Genomic DNA, 14,237 nt, shown 5'->3' with positions numbered 1-14,237 from the left:
ACCGAGGATGTCGGCGAAGCCCATTCTAATCGTTCCGGCGGCCGGAAGGGATGCCCCACTCGCCCGGAACCGCGGCGGAGCGTCGACGTGGACGGCTTGAGACCGGAGCGGGGATCGGCTACGGTTGGATCATTGATTCCCACACTTCGCGGTGACGACTCCAATATGCTCGAACGCCAAGCTCTTCCGCCCGCGTGCGACGATCTCCACTCCGAATACACTCGTCGTCAGGCGAACCACGAGCGGGCCCTCGCGCGCTGGGAGCGGGTCGACCGCCGCGTGGCCGACGCCCGGCTGATCGTGTTCGTCGCGGCCCTGGCCCTCGCCTTCTTCGTCTACCGGCTGGGTCGGCCGTCGGCGGTCTGGCTGGCGGCTCCGGGCGCGGCCTTCGTTGCGCTCTTGCTGGTGCACGAGCCGATCCGGCTGCGCGCCCGCCGCGCGAACCGGGCGATCGACTTCTACAAGCGGGGGCTGGCCCGGATGGAGGACCGCTGGGCCGGCGGCGGCGTCCAGGGCTTGAATTTCCTCGACCTCGAACACCCCTACGCGGCGGATCTCGACCTGTTCGGGCCGGGCTCGCTGTTCGAACGCCTCTGCACGGCGCGGACGCGGGCCGGCGAGGAGGCTCTGGCGTCCTGGCTGCTGGCTCCGGCGACGCCCGAGGTGATCGCCGCCCGGCACCAGGCGGTGGACGAGCTGCGCCCGCGCCTCGACCTTCGCGAAGACCTCGAATTGCTCGGCGCCGACGTCCGGGCGGGGCTCGATCCGGTGGTGCTCGCGGAATGGGGGAACGCCCCCCGGGTCTTTCCCGACCGGTCAATCCACGTTGCGACTCTGACGCTTTCCATCCTCGGCGTCTCTTCCGTGATCGGCTGGCTGTTCTTCGACACGGGCCTGTTGCCGATGTTCTTCATGCTGGCTGTCGAGGGGACCTTCGCGATGTGGCTGGCGAAGCGCGTGAAGCACGTCGTGGCGGCCGTCGATGAGCGCGGGCACGACCTGGTGTTACTTTCGGGCCTGCTCGAACGTCTGGAACGCGAGCCGTTAGAGACGCCGTTGCTCTTGTCGCTTCGCAAGGCGCTCGAAACCGAGGGGCGGCCGGCGTCGAAGCAGATTCAGCGGCTCGCGCGTTTGATCCACCTGCTCGACTGCCGGAACAACCAGTTCTTCGCGCCGTTCGCCGCCGTAATGCTCTGGGGAACACAGTTAGCGATGGCGATCGACGCCTGGCGGGCCGAGTCGGGCCCGGCCATCGGCCGTTGGCTCGCGGCCGTCGGCGACTTCGAGGCGCTCTCGGCCCTGGCGGCCTACGCGGCCGAGAATCCGGGCGACCCGTTCCCCGAGATCGTCGTCGATCAGGTCTGCTACGAGGCCGAGGGCCTGGGACATCCGTTGCTCCCCCGCCTTGATTGCGTCGTCAACGACGTGACGCTGGGCGGCGAGATTCACGCTTTGGTCGTCAGCGGATCGAACATGTCGGGCAAGAGCACGCTGCTGCGATCGATCGGGGTCTCGACGGTCATGGCCCTGGCCGGCTCGCCGGTTCGCGCGAAGCGGCTGCGGATCGCGCCACTGGCTGTGGGCGCGACGCTCCGCGTCCAGGATTCGCTCCAGGCCGGCAAGTCGCGGTTCTATGCGGAGATCACCCGGGTCCGGCAGATCGTCGACGTCTCACGCGGGCCAATCCCGCTCTTGTTCCTGCTCGACGAGCTGTTCAGCGGGACGAACTCGCACGACCGCCGCATCGGCGCGGAAGCGGTCCTTCGCGGCCTCCTCGAACGTGGGAGCATCGGCCTGATCACGACCCACGATTTGGCCCTCGCCGACGTCGTCGCCGGCCTCGGCCCCCGGACGCTCAACGTCCACTTCGAAGACCACTTCGAAGACGGCCGCATGCGGTTCGACTACCGGATGCACCCCGGCGTCGTCCAGCACTCCAACGCCCTCGCCCTGATGCGCGCCGTGGGGCTGGACGTCTGACCGTGTCGGTGGAGGGGAGACTTGGTTGCGTTTCGCCGATAGGATGATCCGCGGGTCGACCCTGAAATCCGGCGGAGGCTTCCGATGTCCCCACGAACGACGTTGCTGTTCGCCTTGAGCGTTCTCATTCCCGCCCTCGGCTTCGGCGCCGACGCGCCGGCCAAGCTCGGCCCGAATTCCGACACGGAGGCCATGGGCGAATTCTCGACCGAGCGCGGGGCGCGATTCCTCGGCGAGGTCTCCGTCAAATGGACGCGGGAGCGGAAGTGCGGCACCTGCCACACGAACTACGCGCACATGATGGCCGGGCCGCTGGTCAAGGAATCGCCCGAGCTGCTCGAAGTCCGAAACTTCTTCGAGGGCCGGGCCGGCGGTTGGGATAAGCCCGAGAAATCGGCCAAGCCGATCGCGGAGGGGGAGATCGTCGCCACCGCGGCGGCCCTCGCGTTCAACGACGCCGCCTCGACCGGCAAGCTCCACCCGATCACCCGCGCCGCGCTCGATCGGATGTGGACGATCCAGCGGCCCGACGGGGGCTGGAACTGGTTCGACTGCGACCTGCCCCCCTCCGAGGACGACGACTATTACGGGACGGTCCTCGCCGCGATCGCGGCCGGCCACGCTCCGGAAGCGTACAAGGAGACCGATGCGGCCCGGCGCGGGCTCGACAAGCTTCGCGGCTATCTTCGGGCCACGCCAGCTCCCCACCTTCACCATCGGGCGTTGCTGCTCTGGGCCTCGGCCGGCGTCGACGACCTGATGGACAAGGCCGACCGCGAGCGGACGATCGCCGACCTCCTTGCCAAGCAGCGCCCCGACGGCGGTTGGTGCCTCACCTCGCTGGGGAAATGGGAGCGGCGCGACGGGACGGCGAACCCCGAGGACGCCCCTTCCGACGGCTACGGCACGGGCTACGTCGTCTACGTGCTACGGAAAGCGGGCGTGGCCCCGGACGCCGAGCCGATCCGGCGGGGCGTCGCGTGGCTCAAGACCCACCAGCGCGCCTCCGGGCGGTGGTTCACTCGCTCGCCGAGCCTCGACCACGCCCACTACCTTACCCACGCCGGAACCGGCTTCGCCCTGATGGCTCTGTCGGCGTGCGGAGAGAAATGAACAGCGCTTGTGCTCAAGCCTCGCTCGGTCAGCCGTCGAGCTTGCCAAGCTTGCCCGTGCTGTCGCCGATGCGGTCGCAGGGGACGCCCATCTTGTCGAGCATCGAGAGGTAGAGGTTGTTGAGCGGTTCCGGCTTGTAGACGACGTGACGGCCGGTCTTGATCGAGCCGCCGCCTTTGCCGGCGAAGAGGACCGGGAGGTCGTCGTGGTTGTGGCGGTCGCCGTCGCCGATGCCGCTGCCGTAGACGATCATCGAGTTGTCGAGGACCGACTGATCTCCCTCGCGGATCGACTTGAGCCTGGTCAGCAGGCGTCCGAACTCCTCGATGTGGAACCGGTTGATCTTGCGGATCTTGGCGTGCTTCTTGGCGTCGCCGCCGTGGTGCGACAGGTCGTGGTGGCCTTCGGGAACGTCCAGGAACGGGTAGGGGCGGCTGCTCCCCTCGTTGGCGAACATGAAGGTGCAGATCCGGGTCGTGTCGGTCTGGAAGGCCAGGGCGATCAACTCGAACATCAGCCGGACGTGCTCGGCGTAGTCCTTCGGGACGCCCGACGGCCGCGCGACGCCGCCGTCGAGCTGCACCGGGGTCTCGGCCTTGGCGATCCGCTGTTCGATCTCGCGGACCGAGGTCAGGTACTCGTCCATCTTGCGACGGTCGTTGAGCCCGATCCGGCCGCGAAGCGACTGGGCGTCTTCGAGGACGTAATCGAGGATGCTCCGCTCGTACAACTCGCGCTTCTGCCGTTCGGCGGCCGTTCCGGTCTTGCCGCGCCCACTGAACAGGCGGTCGAAGACGAATCGGGGGTTGACCTCCTTGGCCATCGGCGTCGTCGCCGACCGCCACGAGATGTTCGACGAGTAAGCGCAACTGTACCCCGAATCGCAGTTGCCCGACTGGCCGCCGCGCTCGATGCCCAGCTCCAGCGACGGCAGCCGCGTGCGACCGCCGATGTGGACGGCCGCCATCTGGTCGACCGAGATCCCGACCTTGATGTTCGCGCCGTCGGTCTTGTAGGGATGGGCGCCGGTCAGGAACGAGGAGAGCGACCGCGCGTGGTCGCCGGGGCCGTCGCCGAGGGCCTGGCCGTTGTGCTGTTCGAGGCCGCTGAGGACCAGCAGGTCGTCCTTGACCGAGGCCAGCGGTTCGAGAATCCAGGGGAGGTTGTAGCCCGCCCCTTCGTCCTTCGGCTTCCAGTCCTGCATGTGGACGCCGTTGGGGACGTAGAAGAAGGCCATCCGCTTGGGGGCGACGGGCGCGGCGCCCGACGGACCGCCCAGGCCGGCGGCCGGCGCCATGGCTTCCATCCAGGGCAGGGCGATCGTGGCGCCCACTCCCCGCAAGATCGCGCGGCGGGAAATCCGTGAAGGTCGGCTCATGTTCAGCTCCTTATCCTCGGCGCTTCCGGAATGGGTCGCTCTTGACGATTTCCAGGACCATGCGGGAGAAACGGTACTGATCGGCGGATACGTCCTTCACGATCTTCTCGACCGTGCAGACGTCGAAGTCTTCGAGGCCGCGTCCGAGGGCGTAGGTGAGCATCTTCTCACTCAAACACGTGACGAACTCGGTCTTGCGGGTCTTGTAGAGGATCGCCTTCAACTCGGCGGCTCCGCTGAACGACTCGCCGGTGGGCAGCTTGGCCGAGGCGTCGATCGGGAACTCCCCCTCCTTCGCCCGCCACGCGCCGACGGCGTCGTAGTTCTCGAGACCGAAACCGGGAGGGTCGAGCCGCGCGTGGCACGACGCGCAGCTCGGGTCGGAACGGTGCTGCTCCATCCGCTGGCGGAGCGTCCCGGTCAAGACCCCCTTGGCGTCGTCGGCAAGCTGCGGGACGTTGGGCGGCGCGGGGGGCGGAGGGCTTCCCAGAATCTGTTCGAGCACCCACTTGCCGCGCTTCACCGGCGAGGTGCGCGAGGCGTTCGACGTCACGGTCAGCACGCTCGCCTGGGTGATCAGGCCGCCCCGTTCCTTGCCCTTGAGCTTCACGCGGCGGAATTGGGGCCCCGTGACGTCGGGAATTCCATAGTGCTGGGCGAGCCGCTCGTTCAGGAACGTGTAGTCGCTGTCGATGAAGTCCAGGACGCTCTTGTCCTCGCGCATGATCGACGCGAAGAACAGCTCGCTCTCTTGCTGCATGGCGTTGCGGAGCGGCTCGTCGAACGTCGCGAACTGGCCGCGGTCGGGGTTGACCGTTTTGAGGAGGCGAAGCTGGAGCCACTGGCCCGCGAAGTTCTCGACGAACGCCTGGGCCTTGGGGTCGCGGAGCATCCGCTTGGCCTGCTTTTCGAGCACCTCGTCCTTGGTGAGGCCGCCGTCGAGGGCGAGCTTGAACAGCTCGTCGTCGGGCATGCTGCTCCAGAGGAAGTACGACAGCCGCGACGCGATCTCGAACGGGTTCAGCGGGGCGCCCGACTCGGCGTTGATCGGCTTGCCCTTTTTGTCCCGCTTGGGGCGGTACAGCTCGACCCGGAAGAGGAACTGCGGCGAGGCCAGGACCGCTTGCACGGCGAGCTGAACGCCGCGCTCGAAGCTGTCGCCGTTCTCGCGAGCCATCTCGACGAGCCGGACCAGCTTGGAGACCTCGCCGCCGGTCACGGGTCGCCGGAACGCGCGCAACATGAATTTCTCGAGCACCGCCGAGGCGCACTCGGGGAATTCCTCGGGCTTCTTGGGCGTGCGGAAGATCAGCCGCTTGTGGCTCTCGGGCAGGGGGTCGTCCTTGGCGGTGATCGGGCCTTCGATCTCGATCGACTCAACCACCAGGTTGCGGTCGCGCTGCTGTTCGTCGGGGTTGTCCGGGTCGTAGAAGTCGTTGAGAAACGCCGCCCCCACGCGTCGCGAGCCGTGGCGGAGTTTCTCGCGCACCTCGTAGATTTCGGGCGCCCCCGACTTCGCCTTGACCTCGACTGTTTTAAGCGTCTTGCCGTCGACCAGGATCGCCATCTTCACCGGCTCTTTGCCGGCCTGCTGGCCGTAGGCCCGAACCCGGACGATGTAGGCGGCGTCGCGGGGGAACGCGTGCGCAACGGCGATTTCGCCGTCGCTCGTCAAGATCCGGGCGTCGTCCTGCGGCTCGCCGTCGGCCGCCGACATGCTGTCGGCGTCGTACGATTTCACCAACGGCCGCGCGTTCGAGCCGGTCACGATGGCCTGCTCGGCGATGGTCTCGGCCGCCGCGAGGTACTTCTCCATCAGGATCGGCGGCAGCGAGAGGACGTCGCCGATGTTGTCGAAGCCGTAGCCGACGTCGTCCGACGGGAAGTCGTCGGCGGGATGGAAGTCGACCCCCAGCAGGTCGCGGATCGTGTTGTCGTACTCGACCCGGTTGAGCCTGCGGATCGTCACGCGACCGGGATCGACCGTCCGGCCGCAGTCGATCTTCTTCAGCTCGGCGTCGACCCAATCGCGGAGGGCGTTGATCTCCTCCTGCGACGGCTGGGGATGATCGTCCGGGGGCATCGTCCCCCCCTCGACGTTCTCCTTGAGCCGCGCCCAGGGCTTGCGGTGGCTCGCCGGCGGCCCCTGGCCGAGCAGCTTCTCCAGGTCGACGCCCCCCTTGGCCTTCTCGCCGACGTGGCAGGCGTTGCAGTACTTCGTGAACATCGCCCGCACCGGCGCGGACGCGGCGTTCGGATCGACAGCGGCCGGGGCCGGAGGGCCGACCGGGGGTTCGGCGAAGAGCGGGCTCGCCACGGCGGGGAGGGAGAGCATCGCGGCGGCCAGGATTCTTGCAATCCCAGTCATGGGCATCATCGCATCTCCAGCCAGGCGGGGTGGGCGGCAAGCTTGGGTGGGCGTGGGCGCTCACGGAAGATTATACGAAAGTTTAACCTGAAAGGCGAGACGGCTTGCCGATAATCAACGGACTCAAACGGCCGCCTCTCTCCGTGTCCCGAGGAGCCGCACGCCACCGCGGCGGCGCTCCCGGTTGTCCACTCACGCAGCGCCTCGTAAAATGTTTGAGTCGAGTTAAGCAAAGTTTAAAGAAAGGAATGACCGTTGATGGCTGATTCGCGCGTCTCCCGACGTTTCGCAATGAAGCAGATGGCGGCCGCCGCCGCTTTTTGCGCTCCTTCCGCGTTTCGCAGCCACGCCTTCGCCGCGCCGAGCGAGACGGTCCTTCACGCCAGCTTCGGCGCGTCGGGAATGGCGCTCGCCGACATCCAGAGCCTGTCGGCCAGCAAGCACTTCAAGCTCGTCGCCGTTGCGGACGTCGATCTCGCCCGGACGGAGCAGGTTCAAAAGCTGTTCCCCGGCGTGAAGATCTACCAGGATTGGCGCGAGCTGCTCGACAAGGAAAAGAGCCTCAACTCGGTCAACATCTCGACTCCCGACCACATGCACGCCCCGATCACGATGAGCGCCATGGAGCGCGGGCTGCACGTCTACACCCAGAAGCCGCTCACGCAGACGATCTACGAAGCCCGCCGCTTGACCGAAGCGGCCCGCGACAAGAAGCTCGTTACGCAGATGGGTATCCAGATCCACTCGCATGAAGTTCACCGAACGGTCGTCGCGACCATCCAGGCGGGCGCGATCGGCAAGGTGAAGGAAGTGCATAGCTGGAGCGGCAAGGACTGGGGCGACAGGAACCCTCGGCCCGCCCGTCAGGACTCCGTACCGGCCCAATTGAACTGGGACGCCTGGCTGGGCGTCGCGTCGCCGCGCTCGTTCATCGAGGGGTACTACCATCCGGGCGAATGGCGGAAGCGGCTCGACTTCGGCACCGGGACGTTCGGCGACATGGGTTGCCACATCCTCGACCCGGTCTATGCGTCGCTGGCCCTGACCGCCCCCAAGTCGGTCCGCTCCGACGGCGACGCGCCCAACTCCGACAGTTGGGGTCTCGATAATCGGGTGCGCTACGTCTTCCCGAAGACACCGCACACGACTGACGAGCTGACTCTCCACTGGTACAACGGCGCGCAGCGACCTTCGGAAGAAGTCAAATCGCTCATCGGCAAGCGCGCGATGTCGGACCAGGGATCGATCTACATCGGTTCCGAGGGGGTTCTCTACTCGCCGTACATCGACGCGCCCATCCTGCTGCCGGACGACAAGTTCAAGGAGTACAAGCTCCCCAATCCGGGCGGCAACGACCACTACGTTCAGTTCATCGAGGCCTGCCGGGGCAACGGCGAAACCTCGGCCCCGTTCGCTTACTCGGGCCCGCTCACGGAGACGGTCCTGCTCGGCTGCCTCTCCACCCGCTTCCGCAAGACGACCCTCGAATGGGACGCGGCCGGCCTCAAGGTGACGAACGTCCCCGAGGCCAACGCCTTCGTCCGCAAGTCGTATCGGAGCGGGTGGGAAGTTCCGGGGCTGTGAGTGATCGGTGAGGTGTCATGGTAGTCCGATGAGCCCGGCTGTTCTTGTCGAGCCGGCCGGGCATCGGTTGTGGGGGCGAACGATCATGACGACTGAGCAGCCGTCTCTCGCGACGTCGCAACCGAGGCGATCGAGCCGACGGTTGAGGGTATTGCTCAGTCTGAACGTCCTCGCCCTCCTGTTCTTCAGCTTTACGCACCTCGATCGGCCCACAGTCGAGTCGTTCGGATCTCTCGCCGAAGACGTGTACGACCTGTTCAACCTTCGCACCCGAACGAAGCTGAGGCGCAGCGCGGCGGCCCAGCGGTTTATCGAGGACGTCGAGGCCCTCGGCGGCGAAGCGCGCGTGGTACCGACCAAGCTGGGAGTCTCGGCGGGCTCGGAGTGGTTCGAAGCCAGATTTCGAGGAGGGACTTTCGACGACGATGCGTTCGCCCACCTCGTGGAGTTGCAAGGCGTTTGGATCGAAGGACTCTCGCTGCAAGACACGGGAGTCACGGCTGCGGGACTCGTGCATCTTCGGCATCTGGCCTTGCTCCAACGCCTCGAGATCAGCAATCGCGCCGGACGCGTCGACTCCGACGGGCCTGCTCCGATGATCACCGACGCCGGCTTGAGACACCTGAACGGGCTCGCGCGGCTAATGAGTCTCGACCTGAGCGGTCAGCCCGTCACTGATGCCGGCATCGCAACGATCGAGGACCTTCCGTCGCTCTCTACTCTCACTCTCAGGCGGACCAGGGTGAGCGGAGCCGGCTTGGCGCGATTCCGATTGCTCTCCTTGCTGTCGAGCTTGAACCTCGACGGCTGCGAGGTCGACGAGGACCAGATCACGGCGCTGTTGAGGGCGTCGACCCTCCACGGCCTCTCGCTCAGGGGAGTGCCCTTGACGAAGAGGGCCGTATCAGACTTCAAGTCGATCCCCAGCCTCGAACACTTGGACGTCTCCGGCTGCGGCCTGCTTGACGAGGACCTCGACGACCTGATCGAGTGCAAGCCGGATTTGACGGTGCTACGTCAGTGAGCCGACCGCCGATCGACCCCTGAATGTTCGATTCCAGAGCGATCTCTGCCCGATGTTCGACCGGCTCGACGAGAGTTCCCCAATCGAGTGGAGTGCTTCGTCGCAGGTGTTTGTCTCTCATACCTTGGAGCGGGGCGAGTCGAAAAACCCCGCGAGGAGCGCGCCGTGTCCGAAACGACGGTGTCGGAGGGAACGTCCACCAGCGCCGAGCGACCAGTCTCGATTGTCTGGTTCGCGCTCGGCGGGGCTGCGATCGGCGCACTTGTGGGCGTCTTGCAGTCGGCGCTCGAGTACTTCTTGCGTGCGCGAAACGTCCGCGACGTCTCCCTGACCACATTCCTGATCGTCTACCCGGTGGTCTTCGCGATCATCGGGTGGATTCAGTCCCGAAATCCAGCCGCGAGGCGGTGGAGGCGGCCGACTGCATTCTTCGCGACCGAGCCCCTCTCGGCGGAGGAAGATGAGGCGCGAGGGCGACGGGTCCGGAAGTCCGTATGGACCGGCTTCGGCACCGGGATCGTGGTCGGCGCAACGGCGTCGGCCCTCGATTTCGCCTGGCGGGGCTGGCCGTATGTTTCGGAGATGCTGTTGTTCAGTCTCTTCTTCTTTCCCTACTTCGGCGCGTTACTCGGTCTCAACCTGAGTCTGAAGCCGGGCGACCCGAAGCCATCAATCCGGAATCTCCGCTTCCGGATGCGGACGTTGATGATCCTGACGGCGTACCTTGCGATTTGCCTTGCCGTTGCGGTTCAGACCTCGCGGGTCAGCGGCGCCGCCAAGATCTATCACTTCAAAGCTCGGAACGCGGTGACGACGGGGGGAGTCTTCCAGGGAATCCTCGACCAGCAGATCGCGGACCTGGGACGAAAGCGGAACGCCGAGGAGCTTCGCGCGGGTCGCATCCCTGAAGGAATCCTCCAGTCTCAGAAGGATTTCTTGAGGTCGCTCGACCAGACCGCGACCGAGGAATACAAGAAGTATCGCTACGGTCTGATCGCCGACGGCGAGCAGCGGCTGGCTGATATCGCACTCAGCAACGTCGACGTCTACAGCCGGATCGTCGACTATTTCAAGGAGCTCGCCGAAAAGTACGAGAAGGCCCGGCTTGAGCCGTGGCTCCCCGTCGAGCCCGACCCGCCGATGCCGGGTGCCTCCGCTCCCGCGACCACCCCGCCCCCGGGCGCCGGGACGCCAGGCTCGCGGTAGATGGCGGGGATTGCATTCGAGTCGCGCGCGACAGTCAAAACAGGCTGTCGCGAGCATGCCTTCTCTTCCCAGGGAACGATTCATGGACGAGATCATCAAGGGGCATGTCGCCACGATCCAGTCCGGCGACCGGGTCGCGCAAGGCCAGGCGTTCGCCGCGCTCATGGAGGCGACGGAGACACCGGTCGATTGGACCTACGAGGCCTGGGACGAATTGTTGAAGACCCTGACCCATCGCGACAACCACCAGCGGGCGATCGGCGCCCAGCTTCTCTGCAACCTCGCCAAGAGCGATCCCGAGGGCAGGATTCTGAAGGACTTCGACGCCCTTCTCGAAGTCACCCGCGACGAGCGGTTCGTCACGGCGAGGCACTGCCTGCTCTCGCTCTGGAAGATCGGCCTCGCGGGTAAGCAGCAGTAGGCCCGTCTGATCGACGGACTCGCGGGCCGCTTTGCAGATTGCATCGCCGAGAAGAATTGCACCCTGATCCGCTTCGACATCGTCCAGGGTCTTCGGAAGCTGTACGACCAATCGAAGGATGAGACGATCCGCCAAAAGGCGCTGGAATGGATCGAGACGGAACCGGACCTCAAGTACCGCAAGAAGTACGCGAGCGTCTGGAAGAAGTGAGCCGCCGCGGGCGGCCTCCGAATGGAAGCCCGAAGCGCCAGCGAGTGAATTTCCGATCGACCGTTGGAATCGATTCACTCGCTGGCGCTTCGGGCCGCTCTGAAATTCCGATCCGTGGTTTGCCGTAGGGGCGCCCCTTGTGGGTGCCCGATCGCCGAGGGTGAGCGGTCGGCGTGAAACGAACCGGGCACCCACAAGGGGCGCCCCTACCGGACCCGGTCGTGACGCCATGCGAAAAGCCCCCCATTTTCATGAGGCCGGGTGTCCCCACGGCGTCATGATGGTTTGTATTTCGCTCCCCGATCGTCACGCGGGAGGTCTCAGAACTCGAATTTGTCGCGCGTCAGTTCTTCTTCCCACTGGTCCATCAGGGGCCAGTCGATGGCGCAGGTGCCGAAGTCGGCCATGTGGGTGTAGGATTCGAGGCGCGCGATGGTCTTGTCGAGCAAGGCGTCGTCTTTACGGAAGATCGGGCCGTGGGAGGGGAGGAGGAACTCGACGTCGCTGTCGCGGATGCGCTTGAGGCTGGCGATGTAGTCGGGGATGTTCGAGCCGTGGTGGGCGTCGATGACGCCGACGCAGCCGTCGCGGAAGATGTTGTCGCCGGAGAACAGCAGGTTGCCCATCCGGAAGGCGAGCTGGCCGGCGGTGTGGCCGGGGGTGCTCCAGACTTCCAGGGTCCGGTCGCCCACCTTGATCTTGTCGCCGTCATTGACGACCACGTCGACCTTGCAGCGGGGCATGGGGATGCTGATATTCTGGGCGTCGATCCGGGCGTAGGTGAAGACCTCGTCCCCTTCCTCGATCGCCTTTACGCTCTTGGGATGCGCCGCGACCTGGCATTTGAGGACTTCACGGGCCCGGGCGAGGCCCTGAGTGTGGTCGACGTCGGCGTGCGAGGCCAGGACCATCTTGCAGTCGGAGAAGTTGAACTTCAGCTCGCGGATCAACTGGAGGACGCCCACCAGATCGTCGAGGAACCCCACGTCGATGAGGACGTACTCGCTCCCCCCGTCGATCAGGTAGACGTTCACGCCCATTCGGCGACGGGCCTGATAATTCATCTCGATCACGCCGGGGAACAGATAAAGCCGCTCGGTCATATCAGAAATCCAGTCTCCAGAGCCGGAAGAGGGCTCGCGCATGGGTCGTCTCGTCCGCATGCGACCCACGGCCCGTCCGAGAACGACGGGAACGATCCGGGCCGTCGAGCACTCCACCTCACCGAACCGAAGTGAGCAAGGGACGCAAGGCTCGCGGGCGCTCGCAACTTCGACTGAATAGCGGCCCCGCCGTCTCTGATTTTAAGTCGCCGCGCCCGACTTGCTCAACACAAATACAGGCCGAGCCGTCCGGCCACGTAGCGATTGTTCGACCGACGACGTCGAAAGAGAAGCGCCCGAGGCAATTCAGGCGCCTATTTCAACAAACGTCGGCGATCGATTGCGTGCGTGGCTGATTGCAAAAGACGTTGTCAGGACTATTCACGCTCCTCGACGACCGGGGGGGCCCAGGTTCCGTCGAGGGCGGCGGCTATCGGCCAGTAGAGCCTGAGGTTCATGCTGAACGACCCCTGGTGCGGCGCGGGGAGCCAGTTGGCCTCCTTCTCGGCTCCGGGCGATGAGCGCTGGATGTAGAGAGTCAGCGAGCCGTCGGCGTCGAACTTCAGCGCGTCGCGGTCGCCGATCGCGAACCGATGGATCGGGTTCGCGGTGAAGAGCTGGCGTTCGTCGTACATGGTGAGCGACCAGAAGGCTCGGACCGGCGGGATCTGGTCCTTCGCGAACCGGACCATGTAGTTCTTCGCGGAGTCGAGCGGCCGTCCCTTGGAGTCGACCAGAGCGCTCGGATAGATGGCGTCCTCGACAGTATTGGCACCCAGGCCCATGAAGGCGATGAGGGCGCGCTTGAGGTAGGCGGTGCCGTAGGTGCCGATCGGATTGCCGATCATCCGCCAGCGGTTGACCTCCGGGTCGGCGTGCTCGATCGCGGCCACGATCCGCCGAGGTCCGGCTTGCATAGCGTTCGAGAGGGCCGAGCGGATCTCGGGGGGCGCGGCGTTCAGATCGAACGACTTGCCTGGCTTGAACCCGATCCGGGCCAGCCGGGCCAAAATCGGCTGATCGTTGGCGTGGGGCGGGTTGGTTTTGAGGACGTCGGCGAACAGGGCGAAGTACGTCGCGGCGTCCAGCTTCGCCACCCACTCCACGGGAGCAACCTTGGGCGCGTTCGGGTCGACCGTCCCTTTCGGCGCCGTGTACGGTTTCCCCCACGCACTGAGCGGCGTGGCGACGAGGCCGTTCTGGAACTGGTGGACGTTCGCGTAGTCGCCGACGCCGTTGGTCTGGGTCCTCCCGATGATCCACCCGTACGGCGTGGGGGCGCGGAGGAGTTCGACCCCGGGGGGCAACTCGCCTTGCCACGATGGGCCGACAATGGCGAAGGTCTGCTCGCCCGTGCCGGTGGTGCGCTTGCCCGGTGACGCGAAAACGTCGGTCCACATGTCGAGCATCGGCAACAGGTAGTACCGGCCCCCCGAATCGGGGACGTGGATGACCAGCGGCTCGTCGGTCACGTCGAACCAGAGCGAAGAATACAGCGTGTCGGCGTTGGGCCGAACCACGTCGGTGAACGTCGCGTCCGGAAACGTCCGCTTGTGAGCGAACTGATTCACAGGCGCGCCCATCCCCGTCGTCGGGTCCGGCGCGGCGTGGTTCGTTCCCACTCGCCGGCTCGCCTCCATGATCACGAGCGGATACGCGTAGACGTAGGCGTCCACCGCGAGTTCGCCTAGCTCCTCCTCCGAAAGCCGTGGCGCGGCGTTCGGCGCGTCCGCCGACACGGGTCGAGATGGGACGATTGTGACGACCAAGGCAAGGCTCAGAACCATCGAGAGATGTGTCTTCATGGTGCCTCGTGACCTCGCTTTCTAGGAGGAAATGGCCTCGCCTCG

Annotated in this window: 10 protein-coding genes; 6 read left to right on the top strand and 4 right to left on the bottom strand. The window is 65.8% G+C overall.

Annotated elements, in window-relative coordinates; translation table 11 throughout:
• Positions 1-165 precede the first annotated feature (165 nt).
• Together BSF38_RS08885 and BSF38_RS08880 are read left to right on the top strand one after the other, a co-directional pair.
• On the top strand, positions 166-1,980 hold the full coding sequence (locus BSF38_RS08885) for a MutS-related protein (protein WP_083712807.1): 1,815 nt from the start codon (positions 166-168) through the stop codon (positions 1,978-1,980).
• Between the two features lie 84 nt (positions 1,981-2,064).
• Positions 2,065-3,093, top strand: coding sequence for a prenyltransferase/squalene oxidase repeat-containing protein (locus BSF38_RS08880; protein ID WP_083712806.1), 1,029 nt, complete (start codon positions 2,065-2,067; stop codon positions 3,091-3,093).
• A gap of 28 nt (positions 3,094-3,121) precedes the next feature.
• On the opposite strand, the gene BSF38_RS08875 is transcribed toward BSF38_RS08880, so the two are convergent.
• A complete protein-coding gene (locus BSF38_RS08875) occupies positions 3,122-4,471 on the bottom strand; it encodes a DUF1552 domain-containing protein (protein ID WP_076344856.1) in 1,350 nt (449 codons plus the stop codon).
• Positions 4,472-4,481: 10 nt separating this feature from the next.
• Positions 4,482-6,848, bottom strand: coding sequence for a DUF1592 domain-containing protein (locus BSF38_RS08870; RefSeq protein ID WP_076344854.1), 2,367 nt, complete (start codon positions 6,846-6,848; stop codon positions 4,482-4,484).
• Between the two features lie 249 nt (positions 6,849-7,097).
• Between BSF38_RS08870 and BSF38_RS08865 the strand changes: the two genes are divergently transcribed.
• The 4 genes from BSF38_RS08865 to BSF38_RS31645 all read left to right on the top strand — a co-directional run bounded on the left by BSF38_RS08865 (position 7,098) and on the right by BSF38_RS31645 (position 11,074).
• Positions 7,098-8,423 carry a Gfo/Idh/MocA family protein gene (locus BSF38_RS08865; protein ID WP_076344852.1) on the top strand — a complete coding sequence of 442 codons (1,326 nt, stop codon included), beginning with the start codon at positions 7,098-7,100 and terminating at the stop codon, positions 8,421-8,423.
• A gap of 142 nt (positions 8,424-8,565) precedes the next feature.
• A complete protein-coding gene (locus BSF38_RS08860) occupies positions 8,566-9,447 on the top strand; it encodes a leucine-rich repeat domain-containing protein (RefSeq protein ID WP_076344850.1) in 882 nt (293 codons plus the stop codon).
• Positions 9,448-9,612: 165 nt separating this feature from the next.
• The gene (locus tag BSF38_RS08855) at positions 9,613-10,653 is read left to right on the top strand and encodes a hypothetical protein (protein ID WP_237170811.1); all 1,041 of its coding nucleotides are present in this window, start codon (positions 9,613-9,615) and stop codon (positions 10,651-10,653) included.
• 82 nt (positions 10,654-10,735) lie between these two features.
• Entirely contained in the window at positions 10,736-11,074 is a 339-nt protein-coding gene (locus BSF38_RS31645) for a hypothetical protein (RefSeq protein ID WP_210405694.1), read from the top strand.
• Between the two features lie 530 nt (positions 11,075-11,604).
• Here BSF38_RS31645 and BSF38_RS08845 read toward each other — a convergent pair.
• Both BSF38_RS08845 and BSF38_RS08840 read right to left on the bottom strand, forming a co-directional pair.
• Positions 11,605-12,387: an MBL fold metallo-hydrolase gene (locus BSF38_RS08845; RefSeq protein ID WP_076344848.1), complete on the bottom strand. Its 783-nt coding sequence runs from the start codon at positions 12,385-12,387 to the stop codon at positions 11,605-11,607.
• 377 nt (positions 12,388-12,764) lie between these two features.
• A complete protein-coding gene (locus BSF38_RS08840) occupies positions 12,765-14,192 on the bottom strand; it encodes a DUF1254 domain-containing protein (protein ID WP_210405693.1) in 1,428 nt (475 codons plus the stop codon).
• Positions 14,193-14,237: the final 45 nt, after the last annotated feature.

It is taken from the genome of Paludisphaera borealis (genome assembly GCF_001956985.1).
Lineage (GTDB): Bacteria > Planctomycetota > Planctomycetia > Isosphaerales > Isosphaeraceae > Paludisphaera > Paludisphaera borealis.
This window is presented reverse-complemented; position numbering and strand designations above follow the sequence as displayed.

Bases quoted from the DNA above. Each gene is read 5' to 3' on its own strand.
- BSF38_RS08845 (WP_076344848.1), bottom strand. From the start codon at position 12,387: ATGACCGAGCGGCTTTATCTGTTCCCCGGCGTGATCGAGATGAATTAT.
- BSF38_RS08865 (WP_076344852.1), top strand. From the start codon at position 7,098: ATGGCTGATTCGCGCGTCTCCCGACGTTTCGCAATGAAGCAGATGGCG.
- BSF38_RS08880 (WP_083712806.1), top strand. From the start codon at position 2,065: ATGTCCCCACGAACGACGTTGCTGTTCGCCTTGAGCGTTCTCATTCCC.
- BSF38_RS08885 (WP_083712807.1), top strand. From the start codon at position 166: ATGCTCGAACGCCAAGCTCTTCCGCCCGCGTGCGACGATCTCCACTCC.
- BSF38_RS08875 (WP_076344856.1), bottom strand. From the start codon at position 4,471: ATGAGCCGACCTTCACGGATTTCCCGCCGCGCGATCTTGCGGGGAGTG.
- BSF38_RS31645 (WP_210405694.1), top strand. From the start codon at position 10,736: ATGGACGAGATCATCAAGGGGCATGTCGCCACGATCCAGTCCGGCGAC.
- BSF38_RS08840 (WP_210405693.1), bottom strand. From the start codon at position 14,192: ATGAAGACACATCTCTCGATGGTTCTGAGCCTTGCCTTGGTCGTCACA.
- BSF38_RS08870 (WP_076344854.1), bottom strand. From the start codon at position 6,848: ATGATGCCCATGACTGGGATTGCAAGAATCCTGGCCGCCGCGATGCTC.